The sequence below is a fragment of the Proteiniphilum sp. genome (genome assembly GCF_034927365.1).
Classification (GTDB): Bacteria; Bacteroidota; Bacteroidia; order Bacteroidales; family Dysgonomonadaceae; genus Proteiniphilum.
This window is the reverse complement of the sequence record NZ_JAYFQD010000007.1, coordinates 432,329-447,774: the sequence shown is the minus strand read 5'-3', so window position 1 is coordinate 447,774 and position 15,446 is coordinate 432,329. Positions and strand designations below refer to the sequence as shown.

The 15,446-nt window shown below is 42.9% G+C and carries 14 protein-coding genes and 1 tRNA gene; 7 read left to right on the top strand and 8 right to left on the bottom strand.

The genetic code is table 11. The features are described from left to right. Positions 1-46: 46 nt before the first annotated feature. Positions 47-2,329 (top strand): inorganic phosphate transporter, encoded by a 2,283-nt coding sequence (locus tag VB073_RS05400; RefSeq protein ID WP_323403117.1) that lies wholly within the window; start codon positions 47-49, stop codon positions 2,327-2,329. Positions 2,330-2,415: 86 nt separating this feature from the next. Here the strand turns inward: VB073_RS05400 and VB073_RS05395 are convergent, their stop codons facing one another. Beyond that, a complete protein-coding gene (locus tag VB073_RS05395; RefSeq protein WP_323403116.1) occupies positions 2,416-2,778 on the bottom strand; it encodes a carboxypeptidase-like regulatory domain-containing protein in 363 nt (120 codons plus the stop codon). A gap of 155 nt (positions 2,779-2,933) precedes the next feature. Continuing rightward, a complete protein-coding gene (gene glmS, locus VB073_RS05390) occupies positions 2,934-4,775 on the bottom strand; it encodes a glutamine--fructose-6-phosphate transaminase (isomerizing) (RefSeq protein ID WP_323403115.1) in 1,842 nt (613 codons plus the stop codon). A gap of 401 nt (positions 4,776-5,176) precedes the next feature. Between glmS and VB073_RS05385 the strand changes: the two genes are divergently transcribed. After that, positions 5,177-6,511 (top strand): NADP-specific glutamate dehydrogenase, encoded by a 1,335-nt coding sequence (locus VB073_RS05385; RefSeq protein WP_323403114.1) that lies wholly within the window; start codon positions 5,177-5,179, stop codon positions 6,509-6,511. Positions 6,512-6,670: 159 nt separating this feature from the next. Here VB073_RS05385 and VB073_RS05380 read toward each other — a convergent pair whose 3' ends face one another. Continuing rightward, entirely contained in the window at positions 6,671-7,957 is a 1,287-nt protein-coding gene (locus VB073_RS05380) for a Gfo/Idh/MocA family oxidoreductase (RefSeq protein ID WP_323403113.1), read from the bottom strand. A 199-nt stretch (positions 7,958-8,156) separates the two neighbouring features. Here VB073_RS05380 and VB073_RS05375 point away from each other — a divergent pair. Next, positions 8,157-8,230, top strand: a tRNA-Arg gene (locus VB073_RS05375). 61 nt (positions 8,231-8,291) lie between these two features. Here VB073_RS05375 and VB073_RS05370 read toward each other — a convergent pair. Then, positions 8,292-9,005: a DsbA family oxidoreductase gene (locus VB073_RS05370; protein ID WP_323403112.1), complete on the bottom strand. Its 714-nt coding sequence runs from the start codon at positions 9,003-9,005 to the stop codon at positions 8,292-8,294. A gap of 258 nt (positions 9,006-9,263) precedes the next feature. Here VB073_RS05370 and VB073_RS05365 point away from each other — a divergent pair, with 258 nt between their 5' ends. After that, positions 9,264-9,710, top strand: coding sequence for a hypothetical protein (locus tag VB073_RS05365; RefSeq protein ID WP_323403111.1), 447 nt, complete (start codon positions 9,264-9,266; stop codon positions 9,708-9,710). Positions 9,711-9,763: 53 nt separating this feature from the next. Here the strand turns inward: VB073_RS05365 and VB073_RS05360 are convergent, their stop codons facing one another. The 4 genes from VB073_RS05360 to VB073_RS05345 all read right to left on the bottom strand — a co-directional run bounded on the left by VB073_RS05360 (position 9,764) and on the right by VB073_RS05345 (position 12,824). Further along, positions 9,764-10,864: an NADH:flavin oxidoreductase/NADH oxidase gene (locus tag VB073_RS05360; protein WP_323403110.1), complete on the bottom strand. Its 1,101-nt coding sequence runs from the start codon at positions 10,862-10,864 to the stop codon at positions 9,764-9,766. 82 nt (positions 10,865-10,946) lie between these two features. Next, a complete protein-coding gene (locus VB073_RS05355) occupies positions 10,947-11,354 on the bottom strand; it encodes a GNAT family N-acetyltransferase (protein WP_323403109.1) in 408 nt (135 codons plus the stop codon). Between the two features lie 11 nt (positions 11,355-11,365). Next, a complete protein-coding gene (gene ybaK, locus VB073_RS05350) occupies positions 11,366-11,848 on the bottom strand; it encodes a Cys-tRNA(Pro) deacylase (RefSeq protein WP_323403108.1) in 483 nt (160 codons plus the stop codon). Between the two features lie 103 nt (positions 11,849-11,951). Further along, a complete protein-coding gene (locus tag VB073_RS05345; RefSeq protein ID WP_323403107.1) occupies positions 11,952-12,824 on the bottom strand; it encodes a helix-turn-helix domain-containing protein in 873 nt (290 codons plus the stop codon). A gap of 180 nt (positions 12,825-13,004) precedes the next feature. On the opposite strand from VB073_RS05345, the gene VB073_RS05340 reads away from it, so the two are divergent. From VB073_RS05340 to VB073_RS05330, 3 genes are all read left to right on the top strand, one after another. Beyond that, positions 13,005-13,613 (top strand): porin family protein, encoded by a 609-nt coding sequence (locus VB073_RS05340; protein WP_323403106.1) that lies wholly within the window; start codon positions 13,005-13,007, stop codon positions 13,611-13,613. A gap of 79 nt (positions 13,614-13,692) precedes the next feature. Further along, positions 13,693-14,496 (top strand): SDR family NAD(P)-dependent oxidoreductase, encoded by an 804-nt coding sequence (locus VB073_RS05335; RefSeq protein WP_323403105.1) that lies wholly within the window; start codon positions 13,693-13,695, stop codon positions 14,494-14,496. Positions 14,497-14,809: 313 nt separating this feature from the next. Next, positions 14,810-15,421 carry a porin family protein gene (locus tag VB073_RS05330; RefSeq protein ID WP_323403104.1) on the top strand — a complete coding sequence of 204 codons (612 nt, stop codon included), beginning with the start codon at positions 14,810-14,812 and terminating at the stop codon, positions 15,419-15,421. Positions 15,422-15,446: the final 25 nt, after the last annotated feature.

The window sequence follows — 15,446 nt, the reverse complement described above, 5'->3', positions numbered from 1 at the left end:
TGTAACATTTATAGGAGACCTTTGTGCCAAATTTTTTCAGCACAAAATGGATCTAATTTATCTGATTATTGTAATTATTCTACTGGGTTTAGCAGCATTAGACCTCATTGTAGGTGTGGCGAATGATGCGGTGAACTTTCTTAATTCGAGCATCGGGTCAAAAGTGGCTCCCCTTTGGGTGATTCTCACCGTTGCTTCCATAGGTGTGATGATCGGCACGATGTTCTCAAGCGGCATGATGGAAATTGCCCGAAGCGGGGTCATTTTCCCGGAAAAATTCACCTTTCCGGCTATCATGATGCTGTTTCTAGCGGTAATGATTACGGATGTTATTCTGCTTGACCTTTTCAATACTTTCGGATTACCCACATCTACTACTATTTCCCTGATATTCGAACTATTGGGTGCCGCAGTTGCTGTTGCCCTTTTTTCCGTATGGGGTTCAGATTCTGGCGGAAATATCGGTGAATTCATCAACAGTGGAAAAGCGTTGGCCATCATCGGAGGTATATTTATCTCCATTGCTATTGCCTTTGTCACGGGTAGTGTCATTATGTATATCTCCCGTTTGATATTCTCCTTCAATTACAGTAAGACATTCAAATACCTGGGTGCGTTATGGGGTGGAGTTGCACTTACCTCCATTACCTATTTTGCCATTTTTAAGGGGTTGAAAGGAAGCGTATTGGTCACTCCCGATATGCTTGATTATCTGGAACACCATATGGGTACCGCCATCCTCTACACTTTTGTGGGGTGGATGTTACTCATGGCTATCCTTCAGCATCTTTTCCGTGTAAAGATATTAAAGGTAATTGTTTTGACTGGTACTGCCGCATTGGCTATGGCCTTTGCCGGGAACGATCTGGTGAATTTTATCGGTGTATCCATGGCAGGTTACGATTCATTTCGGATAGCCCAGGAGGTAGCCGCCTCAGGGGGTGATATCAATCTGCTCCACATGGGTAAGCTGTCGGAACCGGTAGTGGCCAATATTTGGTGGTTGCTGGTTGCCGGAGTGATCATGGTGCTGGCTTTATGGTTTTCTAAAAAATCCCGGACTGTCACCGAAACGGAGGTAAACCTTGCCCGGAAAGGGGAAGGGTTGGAACGATTCTCTTCATCACCCCTCTCGCGCAGTATAGTAAGAGGTAGCCTTACTATCAGTAAATCGGTCGGCAAGATGATGCCGGAATCGGTAAAAAAATTTATTGACAAGCGATTTCAAGAGGTAGAACTGGAAAACAGAGCTTCTTTCGATTTGATAAGGGCCTCTGTCAACCTTACCATTGCTGCCCTGCTGATCTCATTGGGTACATCGTTGAAACTGCCTTTATCCACCACCTATGTCACTTTCATGGTGGCAATGGGTAGTTCTCTGGCTGACAGGGCCTGGGGGAGAGAGAGCGCCGTTTACCGTATTAACGGTGTTCTTACGGTAGTGGCAGGCTGGCTGTTGACGGCTCTGGTAGCATTCACCGCTGCCATGATCGTAGCATCATTCCTGATGTGGGCCGGTAAGATCGCTATCGTTGTCATGGTGCTTTTGGTCGGTTTTATCCTGTTCAAATCCGGAAGGTTACATTCGAAATTGAAATCTAAAGAATTACAGCAACAAAAAGTCCTTTCCAGCGAACAACAACTGGTAAATTCATGTAATGATGAGGTACAACTGATGTTGGGAAAAACTATCTCCATCTATAAACGTATTATCGATAGCCTGAAAGATGAAGACAGGAAGATTGTGAAGAAAGCGACGGGGGAAGCTTATGAATTGTATGGACGATTCAAGGATAAGAGGGATTATGAAGTGGTGCCCACCTTGGAAAGTATACAACTCAATGCTCTGGATCTTGAACAGGAATATGTACAGTTAGTGGACTACTCCTATGAGATTACCAAATCGTTGAAAGCAATATCGGAATCCACTTACCAGTATATCGACAATAATCATGCAGCCTTCTCAAAAGAGCAGATCGAGGATCTCAAGGGTTTATATAAAATACTTTCTGAAGCATTTACAGAGTATGAGAGGATGGAAAAATCAGATGATTATAGCAACTTTAGTCAGATAACCAATATGCGCGAAACAATTCTCGATCTCAATCCGAAGTTGACTAAACGGCAGATAAAAAGGGTGAAAGCCGGAGAATCGACTACCCGTAGTAGTATCCTGTTCCTGAACCTTGTCAATGAATCGAAGATTATCACCCTGCAATCAAGCAATCTGATGAAGTCGCACCGTAACTTCAAGGAACAATATGCCAAATCAATATCGGAGAGAAGTACTGCCTCACTGCTCGGAAAAATCTCTCTTGACTTGCAGTAGTAATAACGGTAATATCGAATATTTTTAAAAAAGAGAGGCGGGACCATTTCTGAATCCCGCCTCTTTTTAAATTTTTTTTCTGCTTGCTACTTTTGCAGCAGACTCACATTCAGTTTTTGATTCTTCTTGAGATCTATCTCGGTGGTATAGGGCTCATAAGAAATAAGTTCAACTGTAACTTTATATTTGCCGGGAGTTATTTCGGAGATGGAGAATTGTCCATCCAGATCGGAATAATATTTCTTTCCGTCCACAATAATAGTCGCACCGGCAAGTGTCTCTTTGTTCTTATCGTCTACTACTGACCCCGTCAGTTGTAACGCTTTTACATTCTCCACACGGTTCACCGATGTGGTCTCTTTACTTTTCTTTTCGCCGTTATTGTCAGTGAAAGCAATTGCAGACACCGAAATCAATAAAGAGCAACCAATCATTAATACAGATCTCATAATGGATGTTTTTGTCAGTTAATTTACACTGTACAAAAGTAGGGAGATAACCGCAAACAGGGTATTACGTTTTGATTAAGTTATAATTAAGTTTTTGTTACAACAAAACCGGTTCAATTGTATTTCCCTCCTCGCTTGTCAGAATTCGGCGGCATTTATTCAACCGTTACCGATTTTGCCAAATTACGGGGTTGGTCCACATCGCAGCCCTTCACTACTGCAATATGATATGCCAGTAATTGAAGAGGGATCACCGAAATCAAAGGAGCCAGACAGGGTACCGTTTCAGGGACTTCAATAGTATGGGATGAAAGACTTTTTATAATATCATCACCCTCTGTCACTATCGAAATAATCCTGCCTTTCCGGGCTTTTATCTCCTGGATATTACTCAGTACTTTCTCATAAGTCTCGGATTGGGTTGCAATGGCTATCACCGGCATTTCATTATTGATAAGCGCTATGGGACCATGTTTCATCTCGGCGGCAGGATAACCCTCGGCATGTATATAGGAGATCTCTTTCAGTTTCAATGCACCTTCCAAAGCGATAGGAAAATTATAACCTCTACCCAGATAAATGCAATTGGCGGCGTAAGTAAAAGTCTTTGCCAATTCGGTAATCTGATCACTTTTCTTTAATACTTCTCCTATCTTGTCCGGTATCAGGCTCAGTTCCCTGATCAGTCTGAGGTATTCATCGTGCGATATCGTCCCGTTCTCCTTCCCGATCAGGATGGCCAGCATAGTGAGGACGGTCACTTGTGCAGTAAAGGCTTTGGTTGATGCTACGCCGATTTCGGGGCCCACATGGGTATAACAACCGGAATGTGTATTCCTGGGGATTGAGGAACCCACTACGTTACAAATGCCAAAGATAAAGGCTCCGTGCTGTTTGGCAAGCTCTACCGCAGCCAATGTATCGGCAGTCTCCCCCGACTGGGATATGGCAATGACAATATCGTCTTTATGGATGACCGGCTTTCGGTAACGGAATTCGGATGAATATTCCACCTCCACAGGAATACGGGCATACTCTTCGATAGCGTACATGCCAATCTGCGCAGCATGCCAGGAAGTGCCGCATGCAGTAATAATGATCCGTTTGGCATTCAGGAATTTGTCTTTATTGTCGATAAAACCGGCCAAAGTGATATTATCCTTGTCTACATTCACTCTCCCTCGCATACAATCACTTAGGGAATGGGGTTGTTCAAATATTTCTTTCAACATGAAATGGGGATATCCTCCTTTTTCGAGTTGGCTGAGGGTCATCTCCAATTGGTGTATCTGTGGAGTTTTCTCAATATTCCCTATTGTTTTGATCTTAAGTGGTTCATTCCGTTTTAGAGTGACAATCTCTTCCTCGCCGATATAGGAGACCTTGTTGGTGTATTCGATGATGGGTGTCGCATCCGAACCGATAAAATATTCATCTTCTCCTATGCCGACCACTAAGGGACTTCCTTTCCTGGCTGCTACCATCAGATCCGGATTGTGTTTGTCGAGAACCGCAATTGCATATGCCCCTACGACCTGTCCCAACGCTAACTGTACTGCAGTAGGTAGATCGGTGTCGTTTGTTTTCTTCATATATTCTATCAACTGCACCAGTACTTCCGTATCGGTTTCGCTCTGGAATATATATCCTTCTTTTATTAATCCTTCTTTGAGTACTGCATAGTTCTCGATGATCCCGTTATGTATGATGGCGATCTCTTCCGATTGTGAATAATGAGGATGTGCATTATTTTGAGTCGGCTCACCGTGAGTCGCCCAGCGGGTATGTGCGATCCCGATCGTTCCCGTGACGTCCTTCTGTTGTGCGAAGTGCTCCAATTCTTCTACTTTTCCCTTTGCCTTGTAAACTTTGAGGTTATCTTTATCGAGCAAGGCAATTCCGGCACTGTCATACCCACGGTATTCCAGCCTGTGAAGTCCTTTTATTAAAATAGGGTAGGCTTGCTTGCTACCGATATATCCGACTATTCCACACATATGATGATTAAATTTAGAATATGAATATTTACATCCCTTTCACCACGATTCGAAAGATGTTTGTTTTTATTATCATTGACAAAAGTATAATAAAACAAGCTTTTTGGTAACATATTTGATAAAAAATGATCAAGTATTTTTGTTTTAGAAATTTATTTTTACCTTTGTATTTCAAAGTGGTTATTTAATAACACTATTTAGTTGTGAGGTATTTTCAGGAAATCGGATTCTATTCGATTGAATCCGTCATCGTGATTATTTTGAGGCTTTCCCGGTGTGTTTGTATGTTCCGGCATTTATTCCTACAACCATAGTGTAAAAATAAGTATTGACGTATGAAACGAGCAGTAAGATTAAAAGCGAGTTCCATACGACCATAGTGTAAAAATAAATATTGGCGTATGAAATCTTCAGAAGTTCTAGGTCTTCTAAAAAGACGTTTTCCCAATGAGCCTGAATATCATCAGGCAGTGGAGGAGGTGGTGGAATCCATTGAGGAGGTGTATAACGAACATCCCGAGTTTGAAAAAGCAAACCTGATCGAGCGGTTAGTGATTCCCGACAAGATCCATACTTTCCGGGTTACCTGGGTGGATGATAAGGGCAACGTACAGACCAACATGGGTTATCGGGTGCAGCATAACAATGCTATTGGTCCTTATAAGGGAGGAATTCGTTTCCATGCTTCGGTATCACCGTCTATCCTAAAGTTCCTTGCTTTTGAGCAGACATTCAAGAATGCACTTACGACACTGCCGATGGGGGGGGCCAAAGGAGGATCCGATTTTTCACCGCGTGGCAAATCAGATGCGGAGGTGATGCGTTTCTGCCAGGCTTTCGTGGAAGGTCTGTGGCGCGTGATCGGACCCAATACCGATGTGCCTGCCGGTGATATAGGCGTAGGTGGCCGTGAAGTAGGTTATATGTTCGGGAAATACAAGAAATTGGCCCAGGAGTTCACTGGTACCTTCACTGGTAAAGGACGTGAGTTCGGTGGTTCGCTGATTCGTCCCGAAGCTACCGGTTATGGAAATGTATATTTCCTGCTGGAAATGTTGAAGACCAAAAATATAGATATCAAAGGGAAAAAATGTATTGTATCCGGGTCGGGTAACGTGGCCCAATATACCTGCGAGAAGCTGCTTGAATTAGGCGCTATCCCCGTAACCTTGTCCGATTCCGACGGTTATATCTATGATCCCGATGGTATCACGAAAGAGAAACTGGAATTTGTGATGGAATTGAAGAATCTCTATCGTGGACGTATTCGTGAATATGCCGAAGAATATGGTTGCAAATATGTTCCGGGAGCGCGTCCTTGGGGGGAGAAAGGAGATATCGCCCTTCCTTCAGCTACTCAGAACGAGATCGACCAGGCTGATGCCGAAGCGTTGGTGAAGAATGGAGTCTTTGCTGTTTCTGAAGGTGCCAATATGCCGAGTACCCCTGAAGCTATCGCGGTGTTCCAGGCGAACAAGGTATTGTATGCTCCGGGTAAGGCTGCCAATGCTGGTGGCGTGTCGGTGTCGGGACTGGAAATGACCCAGAATTCCGAGCGTTACAGCTGGTCGGCAGAGCAGGTTGATGATAAATTGAAATGGATTATGGCCAATATTCACGAAAATTGCGTGAAATACGGTACCGAAAGCGATGGTTATATTAACTATGTAAAAGGTGCCAATATCGCCGGCTTTATGAAAGTAGCCAAAGCGATGATGAGCCAGGGTATATTATAATTTACACGTTTTACTGGGTATGAATGAACAGCAACATTGCCCTTCATTCATACCCAGTTTTTTTGTGTCCAACCCAAAATGGTTGTTATTCACCTGTGGTTGCAAGATGATATCCTTATAGCAATTACGCAAAGATCAGGAATTAAAAAATGATCGTGATCAATATGTTGGTCTTTTATATCCTTGACGGTATGGACGTGCCGACAATTTTTTAGCCTTGTCGTTGTCCGAAATGGTATTTCTGGTGATATCCCATTTCACTTCGCTTCCGGTTTCATAGGCGATCATGGCTAACTGCACTGAGGCAGTCGATCGAAAAGCATCTTCCACCTTGCAACTTACCATACGCTTATCTTTTGCTTTCACTGCATGGATAAATTCGGCCAGATGTTTCTCCTGCATATCCGGCGTGTCGATATCCATTACCACTTGATCTTTGTCTCTCCCGGTGGGTGTCAGTATCAGCTTATCATCCGAAGCGAACAGGGTTCCTTTCTCTCCGTAGAAGAATATGCCGTTGTTGAATTGAGGATTCAGTTCTCCAGTACCCCAGAGCCTGTGTTGCCAGACCACCGGACAATCTTTGAAATGCATGGTTGCCAGAAGCGTGTCTGGTGTGGTGATCCTTCCTTTCATCACGTCAAGGCTTCCGGTAGCGTATATCGATTCAGGCATATCAAAATCCATAATAGTACGGATGATGTCTATATGATGGATGCCCCAGTCTACCAAATGACCGTTGCCATATTCTTTCTCGAGCCTCCAGCTTCCATGCCCGATAGATGGCCTGTAGGGTAGTTTGGGGGCCGGACCGCACCATGCGTCCCAATCCAGTGAGGAAGGTGGATCCTGTACAGTGGTATCCGCATTGCCCGGATTATAATGTATTTGCGCACCTATCTGGCGAACCCTACCTATCTTTCCGTTTTGAATCAATTCCCTGGCTTTCTGGAACGCATTGCTTTGACGCCGTTGGAAACCGATCTGGATAATATTTTCTGCTTTCCGTGCTGCTTCCATCATTGCTTTACCTTCATCTATATCATATGCCAGCGGTTTTTCACAATAGATAGGTAGTCCTTTTTTGCAGACATCTATAAATTGCAGCGCATGCCAATGGGGAGGGGTACCAATCAATACTGCATCCAATCCCGGCATGTTTAACAGCTCATGGTAATCCCTAAACTCTTTGGGTTTGGATCCCTGTAATGTTGTCAGTTCGGTAGCACTGTTTTTCAGATGGGTAGTATCCACATCGCAGATGGCAACAATTTCCACTCCGCCAGCTTGTAGTGCCGCCTTGGCGATCACCATGCCATACCATCCGCTTCCAATCAGTCCGATCTTTAAGTTGGAACTGTTTTGTGCGAATAACGGAGAATGCACTCCTGTTACTACTGCGGCTGTTGCCAACGATGACTGTCTGATAAATCTCCTTCTGTCCATATTGTTGAATTAAAAACGGTTTATGAAATATAATATCCGAATACCACAAAGATATATCAATTAGCGATTCATAAATTTTTTTTATTCTGAGAATTGCGTTATTTTTGCAACCTGAAATGGGCATGAGCTTTTTCTGGCAAGGAGATGATTAAAAATGTCTTTTGTCTTGATTCCTGGCTCTTATGTCTGAATAAAGGATGGTCCGGTAGCTCAGCTGGATAGAGCAACAGCCTTCTAAGCTGTGGGTCTTGAGTTCGAATCTCAACCGGATCACTCTCAAAATAAGGCACTTATCGATAATTTTCGGTGAGTGTTTTTGTTTTATGACAAACAATCACCCTATCGAACACGACAACCCGGATGCATTGGGTGAATAGCAGAAGGCAAATTCCTTTGTTTCGGATGTAGATACTCCGTTGACACTCCAATCGGTAAACGACTTTTCTAATGTTTCCAGATACACTTCGTCGGGAATGGAGCCCTGAATAACTGTTTTGTTATTGAACAGATAGAACGGGATATATTGTAAAATCAATCTGTCCTCACTGTAACGGATGTCCTGGGTTAACTCGGCTATATATTCGTTGCTATCGAGCATCTTGATAAGTTCTTCGACAGGCAGACCGACTTTCTTCGCTATCGCTGTGATAACCTTTCTGTTGCTGATACATTCGCCATTGGTAAAATAGGCCTGGAAGAAAGCTTCTATGGTGTTTTCCGCTAAATTATACTTGCGTGCAAACTTGACCGTTCGTAATGCGTCTGCCGTACTTGTCATGACTACCTTATCGAAATTAAACTTTATACCGACTGCTTCCGACAATTGATAAAGCTCGTCCAGAATACCTTTTTCATTCTTATAAAAATCAAGATAGGAAGTACCTGTCGGCTCCTTTTTCAGGCTGGGATCGAGTTCATAACTATGCCAGACAAGTTCCACTTGATCTGCATGATGGAACCTGTGCAGTGCATTTTCCAATTTCTTTTTACCTATAAAGCAATATGGACAGGCAATATCTGCCCAGATTTCAATTTTCATCTTTTCCATACTTATATTTCTATTTATTCTATGAAGGAGTCAATCCATTCCTTCACAAAGTTAACGCAAATACGATTAAATTGTTTCCTTGTGACTTGTAACAGATACGCAATCTTTGGCTTAGTCCATGCGTATATGGAGATAACTCCAAGGTATATTCAGTGATATGGAAAATGAAAAATATGTATTGCCGGACTGATTATTTTTTCTACTTTTGAACCTGTAAAAACGAAGATGGATCCCTTTCATCAGAAATAAAATAAAACTATGAATACCAGTAATATTAAGACATACTTTTTTCTTTTGTCTGTGTTAATGCTTTCCGGGTGTAAATCTTATTATATCCCGGTGGATAGTTTCACCCAACAAGTGAAAGATATAAATTCTGTTGAGTTAAGGACAGTCCATACAAAAGGGCCGATGGGTGATGTGGTGAGTTACAAGACATACCCCATCGATTACATCCAGTGTGTAGATAAAAATAATAATCCGGTTGAGTTAAAGAATAGTCCTTCGATTGAGATCCGTTTTACTGATAACCAAAACAAGCGGACAATCTTTTATTTTGATCAGATCTATGTCCAGGATTCCACGGTAATCGGGGATGGATCAAGATTTATCAATTATCAGAAAAGTATACCTATTAAGGAGATCAAACTGATAGAAATTCAAGACGGACGAAAGAATTTTAAATATGTGGAAAAGAAGGATTAGCAACCTATTTTGATAGAAATTAATTTTACATTTTGAAGCAGGCTTATTAAATCTTATCTTTTGAACAGCCCCTTTTGCCCGTGTGGTGCACTCCGTTCGTATTGAGGCGGAGGAGTAACCTGCGCTCCCAAAGCGGCGGCGGCATGCCATCCCCATCGAGGATCATAGAGCATGGCCCGTCCAGTAGCGATCATATCCGCTTTATCTTCCTTGATGGCCTGTTCGGCGTCTGCAGGTTCTGTAATCAGCCCGACACCAATTACCGGCATTTTTACCGCTTTTTTGATGGCTTCGGCAAAAGGTAACTGATAACCCGGATACAAGTTTGGAAGTTGTTGTGATGTGTCCAGTCCTCCTGTCGAGACATGGATATAGCCACATCCCCTTTTATCCAGCTCACGGGCGAACTCGATACTCTGGTCGATATCCCATCCACCCTCTATCCAGTCGGTGGCTGAGATACGGATACCTATCGGAAAATCGGCTGGAGCGGCTGCTTTCATCGCGTCGAAGACTTCGAGGCCGAAGCGCATTCTGTTTTCCAGGTTTCCTCCGTATTCATCCGTCCGTTTGTTGGTGACCGGTGAAAGGAACTGGTGGATCAGGTATCCGTGTGCACCATGTATTTCCACCATGTCGATGCCAATGGAATGCGCCAATTTGGCCGCATCGGCAAAATGAGCGACAATGCTCTTTATCTCCTCTTTTGTCAAGGCTTTGGGAACCATACCCTCTGCACCAAAGGGTATGGCGGATGGTGCGTAAATCTGCCAACCGTGCGGCTCATCGGGTTGGAAATAGTGATGAGGCTTCCAGCCTAAATCGGTCGATGCTTTCCTTCCGGCATGTGAAAGTTGTATGCCGATCTTGATATCGGAATGTAGACGGATAAAGTTGATCACCTTATTTAAAGCATGGGCGGTATTCTTGTCCCATAATCCTAAATCGCCATAACTGATGCGTCCCTGCGGACTCACGCCGGTCGCTTCGATAATCAACAAGCCGGCACCCGACATGGCAAGGTTTCCATAGTGTGCCAGATGCCATTCGTTGGCTTGCCCCTCTCCCGCGGAGTATTGGCACATTGGTGGTACAACGATACGATTATTCAACGCTATCCCGCCTATTTGTATGGGAGAAAATAAATGGCTCATTTTCCTTGTTTGTTATTTGTCCGACAATGCCTCTTTAAACAATCCATCCAGAGCACCGGTTCATGGGTGCAGAACCATGGATTTATTTTTTTAAATACATTCCTTTTGATGCAGGCATTGTATCTTTGAATCCGAATTGTTCGTATAAGAATGAAGCATTTCCGTCCGCTATTAGGCTCACATAACAAGAGGCAGGTAATTTTTTGCTTATGAAATCAGATATTGCTTTCATAATAAGCTTGCCGATTCCTTTTCCTTGATATGCAGGAAGAACGCAAATGTCCACTACCTGACAGAAACAACCGCCATCGCCAATAATTCGCCCCATTCCAATGGGTTTATCCTTATCCGATATCATTACAGAATAAATAGAATTTTTCAATCCGATTTGGGATGCTTCTTCAGTTTTACCCGATAATCCACTTTCAATCCTCAACTTTTGATAGATTTCGATGGGGATTTGATCTTCTATAATTCTATATTTTTCCATCAGGTTTATTTTTATTCGGATTGAACTAAATCCGTTACTTCCGCATGAATTTCCTTGATCAGGTCGGATGGTGCAAGATGTATCTGTAAACCTCGTTGTCCGGCGCTTACATAAATCCGGTCAAACGTCAAGCAGGAAGCGTGGATATAGGTCGGAAACAGTTTCTTCATGCCAAACGGACTGCATGCACCACGGATATATCCTGTGATCGGAAGCAATTCCTTCATCGGGATCATATCGCACTTCTTGTTTCCCGACACTCTTGCCGCCTTCTTGAGGTCCAACTCCTCCGCACCGGGAATGATGCAGACGAAATAACCGGTCTTGTCTCCCTTCAGCACCAATGTCTTGAATACCTGCTCGACAGGCTCTTTCAGTTGCTCGGCCACGTGTGTCGCACTGAGATTCGACTCATCCACTTCATACGGAATCAGGTCATACGCAATCTTGGCTTTGTCCAGTAATCGGGCTGCATTTGTTTTTGTTATCTTCATACATTAAGTAGCTACGCGGAGAAAATTAATTGCGAAATTAATCAATTGGACTAACATTCAATGATAATGAGAAATTCATAATATCTCCACTAAATTACTCATTTCACGATACATCCTTTCTGTATTCTTTTGGTGAAACACCTGTAAGCCGTTTGAAATATTTGCCGAAGAAAGATTGCGACGGAAAATTCAGTTCATCACTTATTTGCTGTATTGTCATATTGGTCGATTTCAAGAGGGCTTTGGCTTCCAACAATATGTAGTCATCTATCCAATCCCCTGCCGTTTTTCCACTTGTCTGTTTAATGACAGTGGACATGTATTTAGGTGTGATGCATAATTTATCCGCATAAAAATCCAATCCCCTATGCCGTTTGAAATTTGTCTGCACCAATTTCACAAAGCTATCCACAAGCATTTCATGTTTTGACTTCTCTCTATCTTCGTTGATATTATGAAAAAAGTAACCCGCACCATAGAAGAAGGCCCTCGTCAGATTTTTTGCAATCTCCAATCGGTTCGGATGGTCTTTGATGCTTATTGCCCTCTGCATCATTCTATAATACATTTGCATCGCTTCCAATTCTTCCGGATCTAACTCGATACAAGGGTTATCGCGTACGGCCACAAACCACGAAAATCGTTCTTCAATATTGAGGCTGTCGAGAAACCTTTTGGACATCACAATGAACAGGCCCGAGAAATCAGGGCTTATATACTGATATTCCAGAATCTGGTCGGGCAATGTGACAATCATACTCGACTTTTTGGCATGATAGGGTTTCAAGTCCATCTTCCCTTTTATTTCTCCCTCGATACATATGATGGCAGCAGTCATATCCACTTTGAATGGATGCTCGAAGGTGGATTTTATAATAGGCTTGTCAAGAAGGATAAAATCTTCACCTATTGAATCAATATTAGGCACATCCTCCAATTCCGGACGCCAGTCGAAGAGTTCAATTATCTTTTTCATTGCTTTTGGATTTATCGTACAAAGAAAGGTCATTAACTCTTATTTTGCAAATACGAAAAGATAAAACGTCTAATTATTTGTCCTTTTGACCTTTTTTTAAGATTTACCGCCCTCTATCTTTGCAGTGTCATAAGAACAACGTAAAAGATATTTTATAGCTAACAATTAAACAATGAGCGTATGAAAAGAGTAATTTTCGGATTGATGATAATCCTCGGTTTCGCGGCAGGCAAAGCAAATGCACAAGTAACGTACGGTGTGAAGGCAAATGCCAATATGTCCAATTTTATTGCATCGGACATAGATGACCTGGATAGTAAGATGAAAGCGGGCGGGAGCCTCGGTGGATTCCTGACTATTGATCTTGACGACAGGTTTGCCCTGCAACCCGAGTTGCTTGTCAATATGAGCTTTTCGGAATTCAAGAATGCCGGGGTAAAAGGGGATTTCCGGTATTGGGGATTGGAATTGCCAATTTATTTTATGGGGAAGATAGATGCCGGCAATGACAAGGCTTACCTCGGGGTAGGCCCTTACCTTGGTTTAGGCCTGAGTGCCAAAAATGAAGTAGGCGGGAAGAAGTATGACCTCTATGATAAAGATGAGGCAGGCGATTTGCTGATGCAACGGTTCGACTTCGGTTTTGGGGCGCAGGCAATGTATGAATTCGATTTTGCCATGTTTATAAGCGGCTCCTATAAGGTAGGAGTGATAAATGCGCTTGATTCCGGTAGCCGTGGGAAAATATTGCCACAATCGGTATCCGTAGGCATCGGCTACAGATTCTGAAACAGATACGATCATATCCGGCAGGCTGGTTCTAAAACCGACCTGCTTTTTTTAATCAACAATAAATCAACTGAAGAATATGAGAGTAAATTATAAGGTGTTCATGGTAACGGGAGGAGGCAACGGATTGGGGCGGGAACTGGTGTTGAATCTTTTGCGCAAGGAGTGCAAGGTGGTGGCTGTCGATAAGGATAAATCAGCCCTCGAAGAAACGGAGAGACTTGCCGGGGAGTATGCGGGAGCACTCATAACCGTGGAAGCCGACATCACGAATGTGGCTGCCATGAAGGATCTGGTGGATAATATTGAATACCAATACGACGGTATTGATGGAGTTATCAATAATGCGGGCATCATACAACCTTTCAAGACAATCAATGATATAGACCCGGATTCAATCGACAGGATATTCAGGATCAACCTTATGGGTACATTGAATATCATTAAGATATTCCTGCCGAGTTTACTGAAACAACGACAAGCACACATTGTGAATGTTTCAAGTATGGGTGGTTTCCTTCCGGTTGCCGGACAAGCGATCTATGGCGCGTCGAAGGCAGCCGTCAAAATATTGTCGGAAGGTCTTGCTTCCGAACTATCCGGTACAAGCGTTGGAGTTACTACTGTTTTTCCGGGAGCGATGTACACTAATATTAAAGCCAATTCAGGCCTCGGAATGGATGCCGGTGCAGGCCCGGAAGGTTATTCTGCAGATGCCGCATTTTCTCCGGTAAGGGCTGCAAAGCTGATCGTCAAGGCTATCGAATACAATAAATCCCGTCTGTACATCGGGAAAGACGCCAAAACAATGAATTTTCTATATAGGTTGAATCCTTCTTTGGCGACTAAACTTATCTATAATAAGATCAGGCATAAGATGTAACTTGAAAAAATCCAGTTTCTACTCCGCCCGATGGAGAGAAACTGGATGACTGTTATCGGTACTCATGCTATTTTACGGTGAACCTTTCCTTTTCTCTGATACCTGCATTCAGGCTGATTCTCCATTTCGATATCCTTTCCTTTTTTGATATTAAATATTTTCTTTTAGTATGATTAATATATAAAAACAGACTAATAGAATAATATTTTGTCCTTTAGACCTTTTATTGAGGATTGTAACGCTTTACCTTTGCATCATCGTATTTCGAACTACGAAAAGATATTCAAGTATTAACAAGAAAAATTTTAAGGAAATGAAAAAAATTATTTTCGGATTAATTGTAATCCTCGCAATCAGTGCAGTCAATGTAAATGCACAGAGCATTACCGGTGGTATTAAGGCAAACGCCAATCTTTCCAATTTTATTCTGACCGATATGGGAAATGCGGAAAGCACGATGAACATGGGAGCCAGTGTGGGTGGATTTCTGAAGGTTGACTTGGGCCGTAATCTGGCCATTCAACCGGAGCTTATGTTCCATTTCAAGTCATCCAAGATGGAACAAGCAGGTGTTGCTGAAGATGATTACCAATATTTCGGTGTGGATATTCCGGTATACCTCATGGGACAATGGTACACTGGAAATAGCAACAGGTTCTATGTTGGTGTCGGCCCCTATGTCGGGTTAGGATTCAGTGCCAAATACAATGATGCGGATGTGGATTTATATGAAGAGGTGTCAGGACAATCACCCATGCAAAGATTTGATTTCGGTTTTGGCACACAGGTCGGTTATGAGTTCGCAAACGGGCTGCAAATTAATGCCGGCTACAAGATCGGCGTGGTAGATGCGCTTGATGCAGGAAAGGATAATGCCACGATGTTGCCCCAGATGGTCTCTTTGGGATTGGGATATAGATTCTGATCGAATACTTGCAGGAAGTACTTTT

Excerpts from the sequence above, each read along its gene's own strand:
- VB073_RS05400 (WP_323403117.1), top strand. The coding sequence starts at position 47 with ATGGATCTAATTTATCTGATTATTGTAATTATTCTACTGGGTTTAGCA.
- VB073_RS05395 (WP_323403116.1), bottom strand. The coding sequence starts at position 2,778 with ATGAGATCTGTATTAATGATTGGTTGCTCTTTATTGATTTCGGTGTCT.
- glmS (WP_323403115.1), bottom strand. The coding sequence starts at position 4,775 with ATGTGTGGAATAGTCGGATATATCGGTAGCAAGCAAGCCTACCCTATT.
- VB073_RS05385 (WP_323403114.1), top strand. The coding sequence starts at position 5,177 with ATGAAATCTTCAGAAGTTCTAGGTCTTCTAAAAAGACGTTTTCCCAAT.
- VB073_RS05380 (WP_323403113.1), bottom strand. The coding sequence starts at position 7,957 with ATGGACAGAAGGAGATTTATCAGACAGTCATCGTTGGCAACAGCCGCA.
- VB073_RS05370 (WP_323403112.1), bottom strand. The coding sequence starts at position 9,005 with ATGGAAAAGATGAAAATTGAAATCTGGGCAGATATTGCCTGTCCATAT.
- VB073_RS05365 (WP_323403111.1), top strand. The coding sequence starts at position 9,264 with ATGAATACCAGTAATATTAAGACATACTTTTTTCTTTTGTCTGTGTTA.
- VB073_RS05360 (WP_323403110.1), bottom strand. The coding sequence starts at position 10,864 with ATGAGCCATTTATTTTCTCCCATACAAATAGGCGGGATAGCGTTGAAT.
- VB073_RS05355 (WP_323403109.1), bottom strand. The coding sequence starts at position 11,354 with ATGGAAAAATATAGAATTATAGAAGATCAAATCCCCATCGAAATCTAT.
- ybaK (WP_323403108.1), bottom strand. The coding sequence starts at position 11,848 with ATGAAGATAACAAAAACAAATGCAGCCCGATTACTGGACAAAGCCAAG.
- VB073_RS05345 (WP_323403107.1), bottom strand. The coding sequence starts at position 12,824 with ATGAAAAAGATAATTGAACTCTTCGACTGGCGTCCGGAATTGGAGGAT.
- VB073_RS05340 (WP_323403106.1), top strand. The coding sequence starts at position 13,005 with ATGAAAAGAGTAATTTTCGGATTGATGATAATCCTCGGTTTCGCGGCA.
- VB073_RS05335 (WP_323403105.1), top strand. The coding sequence starts at position 13,693 with ATGAGAGTAAATTATAAGGTGTTCATGGTAACGGGAGGAGGCAACGGA.
- VB073_RS05330 (WP_323403104.1), top strand. The coding sequence starts at position 14,810 with ATGAAAAAAATTATTTTCGGATTAATTGTAATCCTCGCAATCAGTGCA.